This is a genomic window from Pseudomonas sp. LBUM1673, assembly GCF_059695645.1.
In genome coordinates this window covers 2,343,571-2,362,436 of sequence record NZ_CP166780.1, presented here as the reverse complement: position 1 = coordinate 2,362,436, position 18,866 = coordinate 2,343,571, and the positions used below count along the sequence as shown (strand labels likewise).

The window sequence follows — 18,866 nt, the reverse complement described above, 5'->3', positions numbered from 1 at the left end:
TTCAGGCTCAAAATCAACGTTCAAGCACGGCTGGCTCTGCACAGCCTGGTGAGAGGCTGGGCTGATTGCCTGTGCTGCTGCATGGGTTGAGCCACGAAGTTCGATGCCATTACATGGATCACAAATCCATCAGAAACCTCCTACAAAAGCGAGAAACGGTTTTCCCCGACGAGGGAATAACTTGCCTTGAGCGAGCGCTGTCGAATTGGGGCGGCAAACGTCCCGAGGGCGACTTGCGTGCCTGGCTGTTTTCGATTCTTTATCGGCAGTTTCTCGACGCCCACCGGGCCGAAAAACACCCTGCTGCCCCGCGGCAGCCGCAACGATGGCGAACTGCAGGCCGAGTACTGGTCGGGTGCCGGGTACAACTATGCGATGGTCAGCCCGAGTGACACGCCGGCGGCGCAGATGCTGAAGTTCTGATCTCGGAAAACGAGGACAACGCCAATCGAATGTAAGAGCGGGCTTGCTCGCGAAGGCAGTGTGTCAGTCAACATAAACGTTGAATGTTAAACCGCTTTCGCGAGCAAGCCCGCTCCCACAGGGGTTGCGCTTAATTGACTGGCTTTAAGGCAAGCCCCCTCACCACAGTAGCTTCGCCAACACCAGTGGATGGAAAATTCTTCCTTTGGTTACACTACGCTGCCGCGACTCGAGGAGCCGGCCTGAAGATTACGGGGTGACATCACAGTGGCCGTTCAACCGCCCAACCGTCCGCGATTCACACCACGCTGGCCCGCGCTTCGCCGTTTCTTCGGCAAGGCACTCGCGGCGCCGGCGCCGGCCAGTGGCAGCGCGCAGGGTCGGGTGATCCACGACCACTTCCACCACAAGGCCCATACCCAGGGCTACACCCTCAGCCACAGCCAGCAGCGAGTAATCGACTGCATGGCGCAGCACGCTTCGGCGCTAGTAGGCACATCGGTGCCAACACTCCCCGGTCTTTACCTCTATGGCGCAGTCGGGCGCGGCAAGAGCTGGTTGCTCGATGGTTTTTTCCAGGCCATCCCTCTCGCGGAAAAACAGCGCCTGCACTTCCATGAATTTTTTGCGCAATTGCACCAGGGTTTGTTCAGCCATCGCGATCAGCCCGATGCGCTGGCGATCACCCTCGACGAACTGCTGCAAGACTGCCGGGTGCTGTGTTTCGACGAGTTTCACGTCCATGACATCGGCGATGCGATGCTCATCACGCGGCTATTCAAGGCGCTGTTTCACCGTGGAATTCTGCTGCTGGTGACCTCCAATTACCCGCCGGAAGGTTTATTGCCCAACCCGCTCTACCACGTCCGTTTCAAACCGGTGATCGACCTGATCAATACGCGCATGCAGGTGATGGAAGTCGGCGGCCCCCACGATTACCGCAGCCAGGCGCGAATCCACGCACAGCAGCTGTTCACCCAGGGCCAGTACGTCTGGCCGGCTACAGTGACGCAACGTCGAGCGCTGCGCCTGCTCGAACACGACGCACCGGCCATTCAACTGCCTGTCGGGACACGGCACCTTCAAGCCCGGTACTGCGAAGGGCGAACCATCGGCTTTACCTTCAGCGACCTGTGCGAACACCCCACCGCAGTCATGGACTACCTGGAGCTGTGCCGGCGGTTCGACCACTGGATCATCGACAAACTGCCCAGCCTCGCCGACTGCTCAATCGCCGCCCAGCAGCGCTTCATCAACCTGATCGACGTCTTGTACGACCAGGACAAGCACCTGATTCTGCTCGGCCACCAGTCATTGCGCGAAAGCCTGGGGGGCGATGTCATCGACCTGGCGCGTACACGCAGTCGGTTGGGGCAGTTGGTGGAGGTCAGGGATCTGGCTTGACCGAGGAGATCGGGTTTGGGCTGCCGGCCCCTTCGCGAGCAAGCCCGCTCCCACATGGGATCTGTGGTGTTCACAAATCCCTTGTGGGAGCGGGCTTGCTCGCGAAGGCGGCCTGACAGCCACCACAACTTTCCCGCTATCATGTCGCCCATTTCCAGGGCCCTGCGCCCGCCTTCTGATCAATAGCGAACCTGCCCATGGATACCCTCGCACAACTGCGCGCCGGCCAACTGTCGGGCATCACCCGCCTGGATCTGGCCTGCGGCCTGACAGAGTTCCCCCGGGAAATCTTCGACCTGGCGGACTCGCTGGAAGTGCTCAACCTCAGCGGCAACGCCTTGCGCAGCCTGCCGGACGACCTGCACCGCCTGACCCGTTTGCGCGTGCTGTTCTGCTCCGACAATCAGTTCACCGAACTGCCCGCCTGCCTCGGCCAGTGCATGGCGCTGACGATGATCGGCTTCAAGACCAACGTCATCGAAAACGTGCCAGCCGCCGCCCTGCCGCCACTGCTGCGCTGGCTGATCCTGACCGACAACTGCATCACGGATCTGCCGTACGAACTGGGTGAGCGCCCGCACCTGCAAAAGCTCATGCTCGCCGGCAACCGGTTGCAGCATTTGCCCGAGAGCCTGAGCCACTGCCATCGACTCGAGTTGATCCGTATCGCCGCCAATCAGCTCACCGAGCTTCCCGAGTGGCTGCTGACCCTGCCGAGCCTGACCTGGTTGGCGTACGCAGGTAACCCGCTGGAAACCGAAGCCGATGCGGCGGCCCTCGAAGCCACGGCGAGCATTCCCTGGTCACAACTGAGCCTGGAGAAAAAACTCGGCGAAGGCGCGTCGGGGGTCATTCATCAGGCGTTGTGGGAGCAGACGAAACAGGTCGCGGTAAAACTCTACAAAGGCGAAATGACCAGCGACGGCTCACCGCTGCACGAAATGAACGCCTGCATCACCGCTGGCATCCACCCCAACCTGATCCGGGTCGAAGGGCGGATTGTCGGACATCCGCAGGCAAAGGCCGGGCTGGTGATGCAACTGATCGACCCGAGTTACCGCAACCTGGCCGGGCTGCCAAGCCTGGCGTCCTGCACCCGCGACGTCTACGCCGATGACACCCGGTTCAGCGCTGGCGTGGCAGTGCGCCTCGCCACGGGCATTGCCTCGGTGGCCGAGCATCTGCACCGGCAAGGCATCACCCACGGTGACCTCTACGGCCACAACATTCTGTGGAACGAGCACGGCGATTGCCTGTTGGGGGACTTTGGCGCGGCGTCTTTCCATGCCACCTCGGACAGCCTTGAAAGCCGCGCGCTGCAACGGATCGAGGTGCGGGCGTTCGGGGTGTTGCTGGGGGAATTGCTGGAGCGCATCGACTTGGGGTTGAGCGATGAAGGTCGTGAGCAGCTAGAGGCGTTGCAGCAGCGCTGCTGTCAGCCGGATGTGCTGGCGCGGCCGGGTTTCAGCGAGGTTGTGCGGGAATTGGCTGCGTTCAACTAACGGCAAATATAAAACCTGTGGCGAGGGGGCTTGCCCCCGTTGGGTTGCGAAGCGACCCCAAAAGCGACGGCTGCTGCGCAACCGAACGGGGGCAAGCCCCCTCGCCACAAGTCAGATCACAAACTGTCGGAACCGCTTAACCCGCCAACCCGACAAACATGTCCTGCACGTCATCGTGGTTGTCGAGGCCTTCGAGGAAGGCTTCGACTTCCGCCATCTGCTCGTCGCTCAGGCCGCTGACCGGGTTCTTCGGCTGGTAACCCAACTTGGCCGACAACACAGTGAAACCCTGATCCGGCAGCGCTTTCTGTACCGAGTCCAGGTCCGCAGGTTCGGTCAGGAACAGCGTCGCGCCGTCTTCACCCGGCTCGAAATCCTGGGCACCGGCTTCGATCGCGGCCATTTCCGGATCGGCGTCAGGGCTGTCAGGAGACGCCTCGATCATGCCGACGTGGTTGAAGTCCCAGGCCACCGAACCGGAAGCGCCCAACTGGCCCTTACGGAACGCGACGCGGATTTCAGCGACGGTGCGGTTGATGTTGTCAGTCACGCATTCAACGATCAGCGGCACCTGATGCGGTGCGAACCCTTCATACGTCACGCGATGGTATTGCACGGTTTCGCCCAACAGGCCCGCGCCTTTCTTGATCGCGCGATCCAGGGTTTCCTTGGGCATCGAGGCTTTCTTGGCCTGCTCGACCACCAGACGCAAGTGTGCGTTGGTGGCAGTATCGGCACCGTTGCGGGCAGCGATGGTGATTTCTTTCACCAGTTTGCCGAAGATCTTGCCCTTGGCGTTAGATGCCGCTTCTTTGTGTTTAACCTTCCACTGTGCGCCCATTACTCACTCTCTTGATCTGTGGCGCCGAGACATCTATTGGCCGACGCATTGCGCAAGTTTATACGGCCTAAAGATGCCAATCGACCAAAAATTCCAAGATCTTCACCCCGTATCGAATCGGCATCTTCACCAGTGTTTGTAGGGCGATTCTGAAAAGTCGATTTGCGGTGACGCTTCAGGACTGCGGTTCCGTACCCTCTGCGCCCATCCTCCCTGGCAGAAGCGCGTTCGATGCACAACGACAAGGAAAGCCCCTTCACCCTGACACTTCTCGACTGCGGTTTGAGTTTGCAGGTGTTGCAGTTCAGTGGCCGTGAAGGTCTCAACCAGCCCTATCGATTCGACATCGACCTGATCGGCCTCGCACCGGCGATGCACCTCGACCAATGGTTACAACAACCGGCGTTTTTGCGGTTGGCGGGTGACCAGGGCATTCATGGCGTGATCCACAGCGTCAGTCGCGAACATCGCGGCCCGCACCGGGTCGGCTACTCCCTGGTGTTGACGCCTCATCTTCAACAACTTCACCTGCACAGCTCGCGTCGGGTGTTTCATCGTCTCAGCGTGCCCGCGATCGTGCGCCAGTTGCTGGAGGAGCATCAATTACCCGAGCACAGCTTCCGCTTCGAACTGGCAAACGGGAGCTACCCGCCCCGGCCTTTTTGCATTCAGTACGATGAGAGCGATCTGGCCTTCATGCAGAGGCTGTGTGAAGAAGAAGGCATCCACTATCACTTCGAGCATCAGCACGACGGACACGTACTGGTTCTGGCCGATGACAGCCTGAGTTTCCCGCAGGAGCCGCTGCTGATGCCGTTCCATGACGACGCATTCAACGACCCCATTTTGCCGGTGATCAGCGAACTGTTCCAACGCCATGACTCGACCCCCACCCCTGCACAATGGGATGCCAGAAATCGCGGCACGCAGATAAGCGGCGACGGCGCGGCCAACCACCCGCTCGCCAGAACGGGCCCGGTGACTGCACGCCCCGGGGCCGAACAGCGTCATCGCGATCAGCTCAGCCGCCGCCTGCTGGAACGCCTGCGTTGCCAGCACCGGCAGATCCACGGCCAAAGTAATCAGAGTGAATTGCGCAGTGGACGAATCGTACAAGTGGCGCAACACCCGCTCTCGAGCTTCAACGATCAGTGGTTGCTCACCGATATCCAGCACCAGGGACAGCAGCCGTCGATTCTCGCCGAGGCCCAGCCCGGTATTACCCGGCGCTACAGCAATCAGTTCACCGCCATTCCCTGGTCAACGGTATTCAGACCGGCGCTCAAACAGGCCAGACCGAGCATCCCGGGCTATCAGACCGCCCGGGTGCTAGGCCCCGTCGGGCAACCGGCAGCGCTCGATGAGCAGCGTCGGATACAGGTCAGGCTTTGGCCGACGCTGGCGTTCGAGGCGGATGAGTCCGCCGGCCTCTGGCTACCGGTCGCCCTCGCAACGCCGGACGGCCGAATCGATCCGTCCCTGCTGCCGATGGCCGGCACCGACGTGCTGATCAGTTTTCTCGACAGCGACCCGGACCGACCGGTGCTGTGCGCCGGCATGGGCCATCTCCAGCCTTCCCGGCCCGCTCCCGAGCCACGCCACGATGCCCATCTGCTGCTCGATTGGCTGATCAACCGCTCGGATCTCATGCCGTGACGCCGTTGTCGATTACCCATTGCACACGGTGGGTGGTGGCGACGTTTGTGGAGAGGGTTCGCGAGAGTCTTGTGTAAGCAGGTACGGCCTCTTCGCGAGCAAGCCCGCTCCCACCAAAAGCAGCTCCCTCTGGCGCTTTTTTGTGGCCGATCAGTTGATCCAGAGCATTGAACAGCCGATTCGCCTCAGGCAAACCCAGCGAAACAGGATTACAGTTAACCCACGCCGTCGAACAAGAACGGTGACTTCAGACCGGACCTGTGAGGAACACCGTATGCCCTGGAGAAATTCCGAATCACGCTACAGCACCGTATCGATCGCGCTGCACTGGTTGATGCTGGTGCTGTTAATACTGGTTTACGCCTGTATCGAATTGCGCGGGATCTTTCCCAAAGGCAGTGGAGGCCGGACGCTGATCAAGGAAGCGCACTTCATGCTCGGCCTGACGGTGTTCGTGCTGGTCTGGCTACGGCTGTTCGCCCGCAGCCTGGGGTCGGCGCCGCAGATCTTCCCGGCCTCGCCTCGCTGGCAAACCCTGCTCGCCAAACTGATGCACTGGGCGCTGTATATTTTCATGATCACCATGCCGATTCTGGGCTGGCTGATTACCAGCGCCGAGGGCCATCAGGTGATGCTCTATGGCATCGACCTGCCGCTGCTGATCGAAGAGAACAAACCGCTGGCCAAGCAGCTTGAGGGCTGGCATGTGCTAGGCGGGACGATCGGCTATTGGCTGATCGGGCTGCACGCCGTGGCCGGGATTTACCACCACTATGTGGTGCGCGATAACACCTTGCTGCGGATGATGCCCAAACGTGGATGAGCCAGGCTACTGAAAACACTGATCCCCTGTGGCGAGGGGGCTTGCCCCCGTTGGGCTGCGAAGCGGCCCCATAATCTGTGACCGTGTCGAGCCTGACACACCGCATTTTCAGGCTTTGGGACTGCTGCGCAGTCCAACGGGGGCAAGCCCCCTCGCCACAAAGGTTTGTGAACTGAACCCCCGACGCCCCTGCAAGCCGCCGGTGTGGATGAAGATCAGCCGCGTACCCCGGGCAAACTTCCCGACTTCGACGTATTGCTTGAGCGCCAATAGCGCCTTGCCGGTGTACAGCGGTTCGAAAAGAATGCCGCTGGCCTGTTCGGTCTGCTCGATGAACGCAAGCAACTGCGGATCGACTTTGGCAAAACCGCCACGGCTGGCGTCGAATAGTTCATAAGCCGGGCCCTGTAAACCTGCCTCGCGGACAATCGATTCGACCTGCTGCGCCACGCCATGATCGTCGGGTACCGCCAGCGCGCCATACACCGGGTGTTCGCCCGCCTCGGCCAGTACCAGACCGGCCAGGGTGGTGCCCGTTCCGCAGGCCAGCCACCAGCCGTCGTAATGGCTCCAACCCAGACCCTTCAGTTGCTCACGGGTCTGAGCCACCAGTCGCTCGCAGCCCTTCGCCCCGCGCAAACCGCCGCCACCTTCCGGCACCGGTTGCAGCTCGGGATACTGCTCCCGCCATGGCTGCCAGAAGCCTGGTTCATGTCGCGCCCGATAACCGCCATAACCCAACCAATGCAACTGCATGCCGAAGGCCTGCAAGTCCTTTACCGTCGGTGTTTCTTGCGGATGCCCACGCAGCAGGCCGACCGTGGTGAAACCCAAGCGTTCGCCCGCAGCCGCCAGTGCATGCAGATGATTGGAATGGGCACCGCCCAGGCTGATGATGCCTTTGGCGCCGTTCTGGTCGGCGGCTTTGAGGTGTTCGATGAGTTTGAACCACTTGTTGCCGCTGATCAGCGGGTCGATCTGGTCCAGACGCAGGATCGCGACCTCAATGCCGAAGGGGGTGAGCCAGTCGAGGTGAAGGGGTTCCAGGGGGGCTTGGGGTAGCCAGTCGTTGAGAGGAAAAAGCATCGATGCGCTACGTTCTGGCGAAAAACAGGAGTCTATCAGCCAGCACGATCCCCGTAGCAGCTGCCGAAGGCTGCGTTCGGCTGCGAAGCAGTCGTCAATCCTGACACCTCGGTTTAACTGAAATACCGCGATGGCTGATTTTGCGACTGCTGCGCAGCCGAACGCAGGCTACGCCAGCTGCTACAAGGGATTGCTGTGAACGTTAGAGTTCAGCCGCCAACCTCGAACCCTGGTTGATCGCGCGCTTGGCATCCAGCTCCGCCGCCACGTCCGCGCCACCGATCAAGTGCACGTTCTGCCCGGCCGCGACCAGACCGTCCTGCAACTCGCGCAATGGATCCTGCCCGGCGCAGATCACGATGTTATCCACCGGCAGCACCTGCGGTTCGCCGCTTTCGCCAATGCGGATGTGCAAACCTTCGTCATCGATCTTCAGATACTCGACGCTGTTGAGCATCTGCACCTGCTTGTTCTTAAGACCCGTGCGGTGAATCCAGCCAGTGGTCTTGCCCAGGCCGTCGCCGACCTTGGATTTCTTGCGTTGCAGCAAGAACACCTCACGGGCCGGTGCATGTGGCTCAGCCTTGATGCCCGCGACACCACCGCGCGCTTCAAGGTGTGTATCGATGCCCCACTCCTTCCAGAACGCTTCGCGGTCCTGACTGGTGGCCACGCCCTGGTGAACCAGGAACTCCGACACATCGAAACCGATACCACCCGCACCGATCACCGCAACACGCTTGCCCACCGGTTTACGCTCGAGGATCACGTCCAGGTAGCTCAACACCTTGGCGTGCTCGACGCCCGGAATCGCCGGCACCCGCGGCGCAATGCCGGTCGCCAGGATGATTTCGTCATAACAGCCCTCAACCAACTGCGCCACGTCCACACGGGTGTTCAGGCACAGCTCGACGTGGGTGGTCTGTAACTTGCGGTTGAAGTAGCGCAGGGTTTCGAAGAACTCTTCCTTGCCCGGCACGCGCTTGGCGATATTGAACTGGCCGCCGATTTCGCTGGCCGAATCGAACAGCGTCACCTGATGGCCACGTTCGGCGGCTACGGTCGCGGCGGACAGCCCCGCAGGCCCGGCACCAACCACGGCAATTTTCTTGATCTGCTGCACCGGCAGGTAGTTGAGCTCGGTTTCATGGCAGGCCCGCGGGTTCACCAGGCAACTGGTCAACTTGCCGCCGAACGTGTGATCCAGGCAGGCCTGGTTGCAACCGATGCAAGTGTTGATTTCATCGCCACGGCCGGCCGCAGCCTTATTGACGAAATCCGGATCGGCGAGGAACGGCCGCGCCATGGACACCATGTCGGCGTCGCCTTCGGCCAGGATCTGCTCGGCGACTTCCGGGGTATTGATGCGGTTGGTGGTGATCAGCGGAATGCCCACCGAGCCACGCAGCTTGGCCGTGACCTTGCTGAACGCTGCACGCGGCACCTTGGTGGCGATGGTCGGAATCCGCGCTTCGTGCCAGCCGATGCCGGTGTTGATGATCGTCGCACCGGCCTGCTCGATGGCCTTGGCCAATTGCACGATTTCTTCCCAGGTGCTGCCGCCTTCCACCAGGTCGAGCATCGACAGGCGGAAGATAATGATGAAGTTCGGGCCGACCGCTTCGCGCACCCGGCGGACGATTTCGACCGCCAGGCGCATGCGGTTTTCGTAAGCGCCGCCCCAGCGGTCAGTGCGATGGTTGGTATGGGCCGCGAGGAACTGGTTAATGAAATAACCTTCGGAGCCCATGATCTCGACGCCGTCGTACTCGGCTTTTTGCGCCAGGGTCGAGCAGGTGACGAAATCGCTGATCTGCTTCTCGATGCCCTCTTCGTCCAGCTCTTTAGGCTTGAACGGGTTGATCGGCGCCTGAATCGCGCTCGGGGCCACCTGTTTCGGGCTGTAAGCGTAACGCCCGGCATGAAGAATCTGCATGCAAATCTTGCCGCCCGCCTCGTGCACCGCACGGGTGACGATCAGGTGTTTGAGTGCTTCTTCCTCGGTGGTCAGCTTGGCCGCGCCAGAGTAAACGCCACCCTCATCGTTCGGGCCGATACCGCCAGTGACCATCAGGCCAACGCCGCCCCGGGCACGCTCGGCAAAGTACGCCGCCATGCGCTCGAAACCACCGGGCTTCTCTTCAAGGCCCGTGTGCATCGAACCCATCAGCGTGCGGTTGCGCAACGTGGTAAAGCCCAGGTCCAGCGGGGCCAACAGGTGCGGGTAATGAGCGGCGGCCATCGGTAACTCCACAACGAGCGATCACGGAAAAAATGCAGGAGCTCTTCGGCCCCCGTCAGTCATGTTCGACAGACTAAGAGTCGCACAGCTGCCGCTCAATGACCGTAACTGACAACTTATTGATCCAAATGTGCAGCGCCCCTTGGCAAGCGCGGGCATGGGCCCTACCCTAGTTGCAAACCCTGCACACGGCCGTTGACTGTTTTCCCATGCGCAAACTTTTGTACCTGACTCTCTCCATGGCGTTGATCGCCGCCCTCACGACCTACGCCATCTGGGCCGCGGACCGTCCGGTGGGTCATTACCTGTCGGACCTGCGCATCAGTCTCGCGGTCGACCAGGGCACCCCCGCCGATCGCGGCAATCTGCTAGGCATCCAGCCCGAGTTGTTCCCTACCGACTATCAAAGCCCCGAACGCCTGCACCGCAAGCTCGCGGCCTACTTGCAGAAGGCTCAGGATCAGGGCCTGCTGAATGAAAAGACCATCGTCGTACTGCCCGAACATGTCGGCACCTGGCTGATGATCTGCGGGGAAAAAGACGAGTTGTACCAGGCCACTACGCTCAAGGAAGCCATGAACTGGCTGGCGGTGAGCAACCCGTTGCAGTTCATCCGCGCCCTGATCAGTGCCGAGGGCGGCAGCCGCCTCGACGACGCGCACTTGCGGATGAAAGCCAAAAAAATGGCCAGGGATTACCAGGCGCTGTTCGGCGGCCTGGCGAAAGACTTCCACGTGACCCTGGTGGCCGGCTCCATCGTGTTGCCCGAACCGAGCGTCAGCAACGGCACCCTGAACATCGGCCACGGCGCGCTGTACAACAGCAGCGTAGTGTTCGGTCGCGACGGTTTGCCGATCGGCCAGCCGCAGCGGCAAATACACCCGACTTTCGCTGGGCGCGACACTGTCGAACCCCATTCCGAGCACACGATCAACGTCGTCGATACACCGGCCGGACGCTTGGGCGTGCTGATCGGCAGCGACAGTTGGTATCCGGATAATTATCGCAAACTCGACGATCAAGGCGCGCAACTGGTGGCGGTCCCGGCGTTCGTCGTCGGGCGTGGGACCTGGGATCAACCGTGGCGCGGCTACAAAGGCTTACCCCCGCCGAGCTCTGTGAGCCTCAAGGCTGGCGAACTCAGTGAAGGTCAGGCCTGGCACCGACTGACACTGATCGCCCAACCAACCGGCAGCCAGGCCATCGCCGGCATGAGCGTGTTCCTGCGCGGTCAGTTCTGGGACAAGGGCAGCGCAGGTCAAAGCTTCCTCAGCAGCAACGGGCAGCATTTCGCCGACGGCGATGCCCGGGGCGCGCGTTTGCTGAACCTCTGGTTGTAAACGATGAAACCACAGCCGATGCGCCTTGGGGATCTGTCGGTAGGTTTTGTCCATAGCCTGGCCGACGCCGTGCGCAGCCATAGCCTGGACCCTCAACCACTGCTCGAACAGTACGGCCTCGACGCCGCGCGACTGGCCGAGGCCGGCGCCCGTCTCTCGATCCCGCGCTACATGCGCCTGGGTCACGGCGCCATACAACTGACCGACGACCCGGCGTTGGGTTTGCGCATGGGTCAGCTCAGTCGCCTGAGCCAGGCCGGCCTGGCCGGAGTCACCGCCGCCCAGGCCCCCACCGTGCGCGAAGCGGCGCGCTGCCTGATTCGCTTCGAAGCGCTGTACGGCTCCAACTATCGCGGCCAGTCGAGCTTGCACGAAGATGCCCAAGGCGCCTGGCTGCGGTTTTACTCCATCAGCCCTTACAACGCCTACAACCGCTTCGTGGTGGATTCGATCATCGCGGGCTGGTTGCAGCAATTGTCCAGCGTAAGCCCTGCCCCGCTGCGCGCCGAACGGATCGAGATCGAATTCCAAGCGCCGGATTATCGTGAAGCCTACGCCGTGCTGGGGGATTGTCCGATTCAGTTTGGCGCCGAACAAAATCAACTGCGCCTGAGCCTGGACAGCCTCGCCCAGCGTAACCCGGAGCACTGCCCGAGCACCTGGCGGCATCTGCTGCAACTGTGTGAACGGGAATTGGAGCAACTGACACGCACCCGCAGCCTGCGTGAACGCATCACTCAGTTACTGGGGCCGTTGCTCAATGGTGGTCGGGAACCCGACCTGGAAGAAGTGGCGGCACGCTTGAAGCTGCCGACCTGGACCTTGCGCCGCAAACTCGCCGAGGAAGGCACGCAATTTCGTGCAATTCTCAACGACACACGCCGCGACCTCGCCATGACCTACATTCGCGACACTGAACTGGCGTTCGGCGAAATCGCCTACCTGCTGGGGTTTGCCTCCGCCGAAGCCTTTCAACGGGCCTTCAAACGCTGGAACGGCCAGCCCCCCGGCGAGTTTCGCCGCAGTCATCGCCAATCCGCGTAAGGTTTACAACTCGGTAGCGTCTTCGGCCGGTTCCAGTGGGTCCAGTTCAAACGCCTGATACTCAAGCAGTTCTTCTTGATAATCGTCCATTATTAACCCCCATCGCTTGTTGAAAAAAATCGTCTGAATAAATGACCAGCGCTCTGAGCATAAAGTGCCTGCGTGAAAGAAAAATGACGCGGGCATGACACTACATCGCTACTGAATAAAACGTAGCAGGTGGTCAGGAATTTATCACAGAATTTTTTCGATACGAGCTGTAGGAATACGGCTCGGTTTGATGTGGATCAATCTTGGAAGGTGTTGCGGGATCGGAGTCGTGTGACCCGATCCGTAACATTAACCGATTACTGCCCGGAAACAGGAATGGCCGAAATCGGCTCGCTCGGAGGGGGCATGGTGCTTGAGTCTGCCGGTGGCGTCACCGTTTCTGTGGACGAAGCCGGCTCGCTGCCCTGCTCTGGAGTGATCGGCGCCGTTTCAGCAGGTGGTGCAACTGGCTCCGAGGTGGCTGGAGTAGTTTCGGCAGGAGCAGGTGCAGGTGCAGCTGCCGGCGCTGGAGCAGGTTCTGCCGCTGGGGTCGGGGTCGGGGTCGGCGCCAGCTGAGCCGGCGCAGCCTTGGTTTCAGGCACACCCAGATCAGTCTTCGGCTTCTCGATGATGTGCGCTGCCTTCTTCGCTTCCGGTGGCAGGAACAACTCGACCAAGGCAAAGAAACGCTCGTAGAACTTGGCCGAGGATACGGTTTCACTGGCGACCTTGACCATCGAATCGTCAGACGAGCCGATCGGCATCGATACCGAGCCCAACACACCGACCCCGAGGCTGGCGGAGTTGTTGGTCTTCTTCAGCGCATAACGGTCCTGCAGGGCGTTGGCGAACATTGTTGCGTGATGCCCTTCGCTACCGTCATCGGCACAGACCACGCTGAAGCTGATCTCCATGTGGGTCTCGCCAGTCTGCTGGAAGCTCTTGTGACCACTGACCAGCTTCGGATCGCTGCTGGTGATGATGTAACCCTGGCTGAGCAAAGCCCGACGGGCGGCCTCGCAGGTCTGCTTATCGGTCACCGGGTAATTGCGCGAAAACGTTCCGGAGTCGTCGAAGTTCTCATGCTCGTAGATGGCGGCTTTCTTCGATGAACAACCGGCAGCGACGGCCAGCACCAAGGCCAGCCCCACAACCCGCATGGGAATTGATCTAAACATTGAACATCCTGAGGAAAACGGTTCGGGTCGTATTGTGCAACAGATCGATGCTTAGCGTCGCATCGTTTAGTGTCTTGAAACAGTTACAAGTCTACTGACTGTCATTGACAGGAAAAAGTCGCGCGGTAAATAAGCAGGCGACGGGTAGCTCATGCCGCTTTTGTTTCACCCATAAAAAACCCCAGCCTTTCGGCCGGGGTCTCTTGTGTTGCGCAAAGCTCAATCAAGCATCAGAAACGCTTGATCTCAGCCTCGCTTTCCAACAGTTTGCGGTAGGCCGCAAAGTCTTGCTGGCCAATGCGCGAGGCGAGGAAGCGACGGTATTGAGCCTTCTCTTCTTCGGTCGGCGCCGCGGCTTCGTTCACGCCGTTCAGACGCACGATCACCAGGCTACCATCGGCCAAGGTCACGCTGCTGAAGGTCGGCTTGTCTAGGGAGACAGGCTTGGGCATGCGGAACAGCGCTTGCAGCACAGTTGGGTCGACCCCTTCCTGAGCGCGAGTCGCGGCTTGCGTCACTTTCCAGTTCTGGCCATCGATTGCCTTGTCCAGCGCAGTCTTGCCATCGCGCAGGCTGACAATCAGTTGATCAGCCTTGGTTTTGGCGGCAGCACTGGCATGCTCCTTGGTCAGCTGCGCACGGATGCTGGCAGCCACGCTTTCCAGCGGCAGTTGCTCAGGCTTGCGGTGCTCCTTGGCGCGCAGCACGATCACGGTTTCCGGGTCCAGCTCGATGGCGGTGCTGTTGGCACCCTCATCCAGCACTTCAGGACTGAATGCAGCGGTCACCACGGCACGGTTGGCCGCAACACCTTCGCCACCTTCACGGCCGAATGGCGCGGAGGTGTGGACGGTCAGCTTCAGGTCTTGTGCCGGCTGGGCCAGATCGGAGGCTTCGAACGAGGAGTCTTCCAATTGCTTGGTCGCCTCGACGAAACGCTGCTCGACCTGCTGGGTTTTCAGCTCGCGGGTCAGCTTGTCTTTCAGGCTGGCAAATGTCGGCACTTCAGGGGCTTCAACACCCAACAGCTTGATCAGGTGGAAACCGAAGTCAGTGCGAACAGGTTCCGAGACCTGATCCTTGGCCAACGAATACAGGGCTTTTTCAAACGCTGGGTCGTAGACGCCTGGACCTGCATAACCGAGGTCACCGCCGTTGTTCGCCGAGCCTGGATCCTGGGAGAACTCCTTGGCCAGGGCCTCGAACTTCTCGCCTTTGGCCAGACGCGCCTGCACTTCTTCGATCTTGGCCTTGGCTTGCGCTTCGGTCACCTTGTCGTTCACTTCGATCAGAATGTGCGCAGCCCGGCGTTGCTCGGACAGGTTCGCAGTTTCTTTCTGATACGCCGCTTGCAGGTCTTCGTCCTTGACGCTGACCTGATCAAAGAAAGACGCCTTCTTCAATTCGAGGTAGTCGATGACCACCTGATCCGGCGTCATGAACTCCTTGGCGTGTTCGTCGTAATAGGCCTTGACCTCATCGTCGGTGAGCTTCACCGCCGCAGGATCTGCCTTGACGTTCAGGGTGGCGAAATCGCGGGTCTGTTTTTCCAGACGGGCGAAGGCCAGAACCTGTGCATCGGTAACGAAACCGCTGCCTGCCAGGCCTGCACGCAGCTGACCGATCAGCATCTCCTGAGCAAGCATCTGACGGAATTGCAGACGGCTGTAGCCCAGTTGACGGATCACCTGGTCGAAGCGCTCGGCGCTGAACTTGCCATCCACCTGGAATTCAGGCGTTTGCAGGATCACCTGATCCAAAGCCGCTTCGGAGAAAGCGAATTTCGATTTTTCTGCGCCTTGCAGCAGCAGTTTGCGATCGATCAGGCCTTTGAGGGCCGATTCGCGCAGCATTTTTTCGTCAAGCAAGGAAGCATCGAAATCCTTGCCCAGCTGTTGCATAAGCTGACGGCGTTGCATATCGACCGCCTGGTTCAGCTCGTTTTGACTGATTTCTTCACCATTGACCTTGGCCGCATCCTGGCTGTTGGTCGTCGCCTGAAAAATGGCCTCGATACCGGTGAAAGCCATCAGTACAACGATGATCCCGATAATGGTCTTGGCAATCCAGCCTTGTGAATTGTCCCTGATATTCTGCAGCATGCGTCCCCCAGAAACGGTTGAACTTCAAAATTAGGCAACCGTGGAGCGTGGGTAGAATCCGGATAGAAGAAAGGCGCATCCGAGGATGCGCCTTCTCGTAACTGGCGGAGCGGACGGGACTCGAACCCGCGACCCCCGGCGTGACAGGCCGGTATTCTAACCGACTGAACTACCGCTCCGCTGCCAAGTCAGGAATGACCCCGACCCGGATAGGCAAAAACCTGAATCGAACTTAGTTGACAGCTTCTTTCAGTGCTTTACCGGCTTTGAAACCTGGTTTTTTGGCGGCGGCGATTTCCAGCGTCTTACCGGTCTGTGGGTTACGACCGATGCGAGCAGGACGATCGGTCACGGAGAAGGTACCGAAACCAACCAGAACAACAGAGTCGCCAGCCTTGAGAGCGCCAGTGACGGATTCGATTACAGCGTCCAGCGCACGGCCAGCAGCAGCTTTCGGGATATCAGCGGATGCAGCGATAGCATCAATCAGTTCCGACTTGTTCACTCTAAGTCCCCTTATATCTATTTGAGTTTGATTCTAAGTTTTTTGGTGAAAGCAAAAAAACGAGTGCTGAATGGCCTACAGACACTTAAGAGCCGCTTTATAACAAGGGCTCTAAAAAACTGTCAACAAGCCCGCCAGGCAAATGCGTACTAATGCGTGCTAATTCTTTCCTTAGAGTCAGACTCGCGTTTTTCATCCTTTGCAACGATCTCCGGAACCACATCCGGCAAGGGCTCCGGCGCGTATTGCAGCGCAATTTGCAGGACCTCGTCAATCCATTTAACTGGTTTAATCTGCAGATCTTGCTTGATATTGTCAGGAATTTCCTTCAGATCGCGTACGTTCTCTTCAGGAATGATCACCGTCTTGATTCCGCCACGGTGAGCAGCCAGCAGTTTTTCCTTCAAGCCGCCGATCGCCAGCACCTGGCCACGCAAGGTGATTTCGCCGGTCATGGCGACGTCCGCGCGTACAGGAATGCCAGTCAATGCCGACACCAGGGCCGTGCACATGCCTACACCGGCGCTAGGGCCGTCCTTCGGCGTCGCCCCTTCAGGCATGTGGATATGCGTGTCGCGCTTCTCGTGGAAGTCCAGGGGAATCCCCAGGCTCTTCGCACGGCTGCGGACGACGGTCAGGGCTGCGGTGATCGATTCGACCATCACGTCACCCAACGAACCGGTCTTGATCAGTTGGCCTTTACCCGGCACGACTGCAGCTTCGATGGTCAATAATTCGCCGCCCACCTGAGTCCACGCCAGGCCGGTTACCTGGCCGATCTGATCCTGCTGCTCAGCCAGGCCGTAGCGGAATTTACGCACGCCCAGGAAGTGCTCCAGCATATCGGCCGTCACCTTCACCGAGAAGCGTTTTTCCATCGCATGCTCTTTGACCGCCTTGCGGCAAACCTTGGCAATCTGGCGCTCCAGCCCACGTACACCGGCTTCGCGGGTGTAGTAGCGGATGATGTCGCGAATCGCTTCGGCGTCGAATTCCAGCTCGCCTTTCTTCAAGCCGTTGGCCGTAATCTGCTTCGGCGAAAGGTATTTGACGGCAATGTTGATCTTCTCGTCTTCGGTGTAACCCGGCAGACGAATCACTTCCATCCGGTCCAGCAGCGCCGGTGGAATGTTCATGGAGTTGGAGGTGCACAGGAACATCACATCGGACAGGTCGTAGTCGACTTCCAGATAGTGATCGTTGAAGTTGTGGTTTTGCTCGGGGTCGAGCACTTCCAGCAACGCCGACGCCGGATCGCCACGCATGTCACTGCCCATTTTGTCGATTTCATCGAGCAGGAACAGCGGGTTGCGGACACCCACCTTTGTCATCTTTTGAATCAATCTTCCAGGCATCGAACCGATATAAGTCCGGCGATGACCACGAATTTCCGCCTCATCGCGCACGCCACCAAGGGCCATACGGACAAATTTGCGGTTGGTGGCGTGAGCGATCGACTCCGCCAGAGAGGTTTTACCCACCCCAGGAGGACCGACCAGGCACAGCACCGGACCACGAATCTTCTTCACGCGCTTCTGCACGGCGAGGTATTCGAGGATCCGCTCTTTGACTTCTTCCAGACCGTAGTGGTCTGCATCGAGAATGTCTTCGGCGCGGGCAAGGTCCAGACGCACCTTGCTCTGAGCCTTCCACGGCACCTGAACCAGCCAGTCGATATACGAACGCACCACCGTCGCTTCCGCGGACATTGGCGACATTTGTTTTAACTTGTTCAGTTCACCCTGGGCTTTGGCCAAGGCATCTTTCGGCAGGCCAGCGGCATCGATACGCTTTTTCAGCTCTTCGATTTCGTTGTGGCCTTCGTCGCTATCGCCCAGCTCTTTCTGAATGGCCTTCATCTGCTCATTCAGGTAGTACTCGCGCTGGCTGCGCTCCATTTGCTTTTTAACGCGGCCGCGAATGCGTTTCTCGACTTGCAGCAGATCGATCTCGGCATCCAGCAATGCCAGAACGTGCTCGACCCGGGCCGATAAATCGATGATTTCGAGGATTTCCTGCTTCTGCTCGATCTTCAGGGCCATGTGAGCGGCCATGGTGTCGACCAGGCGACCTGGCTCGTCAATGCTGTTGAGCGACGACAGGACTTCAGCGGGGACTTTCTTGCCCAGCTGTACATATTGTTCGAACTGAGCCAGCAGGCTGCGGACAAACACTTCCGACTCGCGCTCAGGCGCATCGGCTTCGTCGATCAGCGAGACTTCGGCACGGCAGTGGCCGTCGACTTCGCTGAAGCGCTCCACGGCGCCCCGCTGCTCGCCTTCGACAAGAACCTTGACTGTGCCGTCAGGCAGCTTGAGCAGCTGCAGAACGGTAGCGATGGTGCCTACGCGATAAAGTGCTTCTTCACCGGGATCGTCGTCAGCAGGATTTCGCTGAGCCAGCAGAAGGATCTGCTTGTCGCCCGTCATCGCTGCCTCGAGGGCTTCGATGGATTTCTCGCGCCCCACGAACAGCGGGATAACCATGTGCGGATAAACCACGACATCACGCAATGGCAGGAGAGGCAATTCGATGGTTGTCTTCATGATTTCGCCTCTACGGCGGCCATAAGGCCGTAAACAGATGGAAGTAAGCTTGAAACCAAGATGGGGGCTGTTTTCAAAAAAAACAAGCGGATAAAAGAACCACTTTAAAGATCGCCGCTTACGGGAGCGCCTGCATGGGTCCGG

Annotated in this window: 13 protein-coding genes, 1 tRNA gene and 2 pseudogenes; 8 read left to right on the top strand and 8 right to left on the bottom strand. The window is 59.6% G+C overall.

Going from position 1 to position 18,866, the window contains the following annotated elements; all coding sequences use genetic code 11:
• Positions 1 to 113: 113 nt before the first annotated feature.
• The 4 genes and pseudogenes from ACA044_RS10665 to ACA044_RS10650 form a co-directional block, all read left to right on the top strand.
• A pseudogene (locus ACA044_RS10665) lies at positions 114 to 305 on the top strand (hypothetical protein); the annotation flags it as partial.
• Positions 280 to 423, top strand: a pseudogene (locus tag ACA044_RS10660) (anti-sigma factor); the annotation flags it as partial. The pseudogenes ACA044_RS10665 and ACA044_RS10660, both read left to right, overlap by 26 nt.
• Before the next feature lie 267 nt (positions 424 to 690).
• Positions 691 to 1,827, top strand: a complete 1,137-nt coding sequence (gene zapE, locus ACA044_RS10655) for a cell division protein ZapE (protein WP_497446309.1) — start codon at positions 691 to 693, stop codon at positions 1,825 to 1,827.
• A gap of 197 nt (positions 1,828 to 2,024) precedes the next feature.
• Positions 2,025 to 3,329, top strand: coding sequence for a leucine-rich repeat-containing protein kinase family protein (locus ACA044_RS10650; protein WP_497446308.1), 1,305 nt, complete (start codon positions 2,025 to 2,027; stop codon positions 3,327 to 3,329).
• Positions 3,330 to 3,465: 136 nt separating this feature from the next.
• On the opposite strand, the gene ACA044_RS10645 is transcribed toward ACA044_RS10650, so the two are convergent.
• Positions 3,466 to 4,170 carry a YebC/PmpR family DNA-binding transcriptional regulator gene (locus tag ACA044_RS10645; RefSeq protein WP_497446307.1) on the bottom strand — a complete coding sequence of 235 codons (705 nt, stop codon included), beginning with the start codon at positions 4,168 to 4,170 and terminating at the stop codon, positions 3,466 to 3,468.
• Positions 4,171 to 4,401: 231 nt separating this feature from the next.
• On the opposite strand from ACA044_RS10645, the gene ACA044_RS10640 reads away from it, so the two are divergent.
• Together ACA044_RS10640 and ACA044_RS10635 are read left to right on the top strand one after the other, a co-directional pair.
• Entirely contained in the window at positions 4,402 to 5,826 is a 1,425-nt protein-coding gene (locus ACA044_RS10640) for a type VI secretion system Vgr family protein (RefSeq protein WP_497446306.1), read from the top strand.
• Between the two features lie 274 nt (positions 5,827 to 6,100).
• A complete protein-coding gene (locus tag ACA044_RS10635) occupies positions 6,101 to 6,649 on the top strand; it encodes a cytochrome b (protein ID WP_497446305.1) in 549 nt (182 codons plus the stop codon).
• A gap of 108 nt (positions 6,650 to 6,757) precedes the next feature.
• Here the strand turns inward: ACA044_RS10635 and ACA044_RS10630 are convergent, their stop codons facing one another.
• Positions 6,758 to 7,735 carry a 1-aminocyclopropane-1-carboxylate deaminase/D-cysteine desulfhydrase gene (locus tag ACA044_RS10630; protein WP_497446304.1) on the bottom strand — a complete coding sequence of 326 codons (978 nt, stop codon included), beginning with the start codon at positions 7,733 to 7,735 and terminating at the stop codon, positions 6,758 to 6,760.
• A gap of 202 nt (positions 7,736 to 7,937) precedes the next feature.
• Positions 7,938 to 9,977, bottom strand: coding sequence for an oxidoreductase (locus ACA044_RS10625; RefSeq protein WP_497446303.1), 2,040 nt, complete (start codon positions 9,975 to 9,977; stop codon positions 7,938 to 7,940).
• A 209-nt stretch (positions 9,978 to 10,186) separates the two neighbouring features.
• Between ACA044_RS10625 and ACA044_RS10620 the strand changes: the two genes are divergently transcribed.
• Together ACA044_RS10620 and ACA044_RS10615 are read left to right on the top strand one after the other, a co-directional pair.
• The gene (locus ACA044_RS10620) at positions 10,187 to 11,317 is read left to right on the top strand and encodes a carbon-nitrogen hydrolase family protein (RefSeq protein WP_497446302.1); all 1,131 of its coding nucleotides are present in this window, start codon (positions 10,187 to 10,189) and stop codon (positions 11,315 to 11,317) included.
• 3 nt (positions 11,318 to 11,320) lie between these two features.
• Positions 11,321 to 12,361, top strand: coding sequence for an AraC family transcriptional regulator (locus ACA044_RS10615; protein ID WP_497446301.1), 1,041 nt, complete (start codon positions 11,321 to 11,323; stop codon positions 12,359 to 12,361).
• 347 nt (positions 12,362 to 12,708) lie between these two features.
• Here ACA044_RS10615 and ACA044_RS10610 read toward each other — a convergent pair whose 3' ends face one another.
• The 5 genes from ACA044_RS10610 to lon all read right to left on the bottom strand — a co-directional run bounded on the left by ACA044_RS10610 (position 12,709) and on the right by lon (position 18,722).
• A complete protein-coding gene (locus ACA044_RS10610; protein ID WP_497446300.1) occupies positions 12,709 to 13,569 on the bottom strand; it encodes a DUF2242 domain-containing protein in 861 nt (286 codons plus the stop codon).
• Positions 13,570 to 13,799: 230 nt separating this feature from the next.
• On the bottom strand, positions 13,800 to 15,671 hold the full coding sequence (locus ACA044_RS10605) for a SurA N-terminal domain-containing protein (RefSeq protein ID WP_497446299.1): 1,872 nt from the start codon (positions 15,669 to 15,671) through the stop codon (positions 13,800 to 13,802).
• Positions 15,672 to 15,773: 102 nt separating this feature from the next.
• Positions 15,774 to 15,850, bottom strand: a tRNA-Asp gene (locus tag ACA044_RS10600).
• A gap of 53 nt (positions 15,851 to 15,903) precedes the next feature.
• Positions 15,904 to 16,176 carry an HU family DNA-binding protein gene (locus ACA044_RS10595; protein ID WP_002552737.1) on the bottom strand — a complete coding sequence of 91 codons (273 nt, stop codon included), beginning with the start codon at positions 16,174 to 16,176 and terminating at the stop codon, positions 15,904 to 15,906.
• Between the two features lie 149 nt (positions 16,177 to 16,325).
• Positions 16,326 to 18,722 carry an endopeptidase La gene (lon, locus tag ACA044_RS10590; RefSeq protein WP_497446298.1) on the bottom strand — a complete coding sequence of 799 codons (2,397 nt, stop codon included), beginning with the start codon at positions 18,720 to 18,722 and terminating at the stop codon, positions 16,326 to 16,328.
• Positions 18,723 to 18,866: the final 144 nt, after the last annotated feature.

What these genes read in the sequence shown, in the direction of transcription:
- ACA044_RS10605 (WP_497446299.1), bottom strand. Translation starts at nt 15,671, where the DNA reads ATGCTGCAGAATATCAGGGACAATTCACAAGGCTGGATTGCCAAGACC.
- lon (WP_497446298.1), bottom strand. Translation starts at nt 18,722, where the DNA reads ATGAAGACAACCATCGAATTGCCTCTCCTGCCATTGCGTGATGTCGTG.
- ACA044_RS10650 (WP_497446308.1), top strand. Translation starts at nt 2,025, where the DNA reads ATGGATACCCTCGCACAACTGCGCGCCGGCCAACTGTCGGGCATCACC.
- ACA044_RS10630 (WP_497446304.1), bottom strand. Translation starts at nt 7,735, where the DNA reads ATGCTTTTTCCTCTCAACGACTGGCTACCCCAAGCCCCCCTGGAACCC.
- ACA044_RS10610 (WP_497446300.1), bottom strand. Translation starts at nt 13,569, where the DNA reads ATGTTTAGATCAATTCCCATGCGGGTTGTGGGGCTGGCCTTGGTGCTG.
- ACA044_RS10640 (WP_497446306.1), top strand. Translation starts at nt 4,402, where the DNA reads ATGCACAACGACAAGGAAAGCCCCTTCACCCTGACACTTCTCGACTGC.
- ACA044_RS10645 (WP_497446307.1), bottom strand. Translation starts at nt 4,170, where the DNA reads ATGGGCGCACAGTGGAAGGTTAAACACAAAGAAGCGGCATCTAACGCC.
- ACA044_RS10620 (WP_497446302.1), top strand. Translation starts at nt 10,187, where the DNA reads ATGCGCAAACTTTTGTACCTGACTCTCTCCATGGCGTTGATCGCCGCC.
- ACA044_RS10615 (WP_497446301.1), top strand. Translation starts at nt 11,321, where the DNA reads ATGAAACCACAGCCGATGCGCCTTGGGGATCTGTCGGTAGGTTTTGTC.
- ACA044_RS10625 (WP_497446303.1), bottom strand. Translation starts at nt 9,977, where the DNA reads ATGGCCGCCGCTCATTACCCGCACCTGTTGGCCCCGCTGGACCTGGGC.
- ACA044_RS10635 (WP_497446305.1), top strand. Translation starts at nt 6,101, where the DNA reads ATGCCCTGGAGAAATTCCGAATCACGCTACAGCACCGTATCGATCGCG.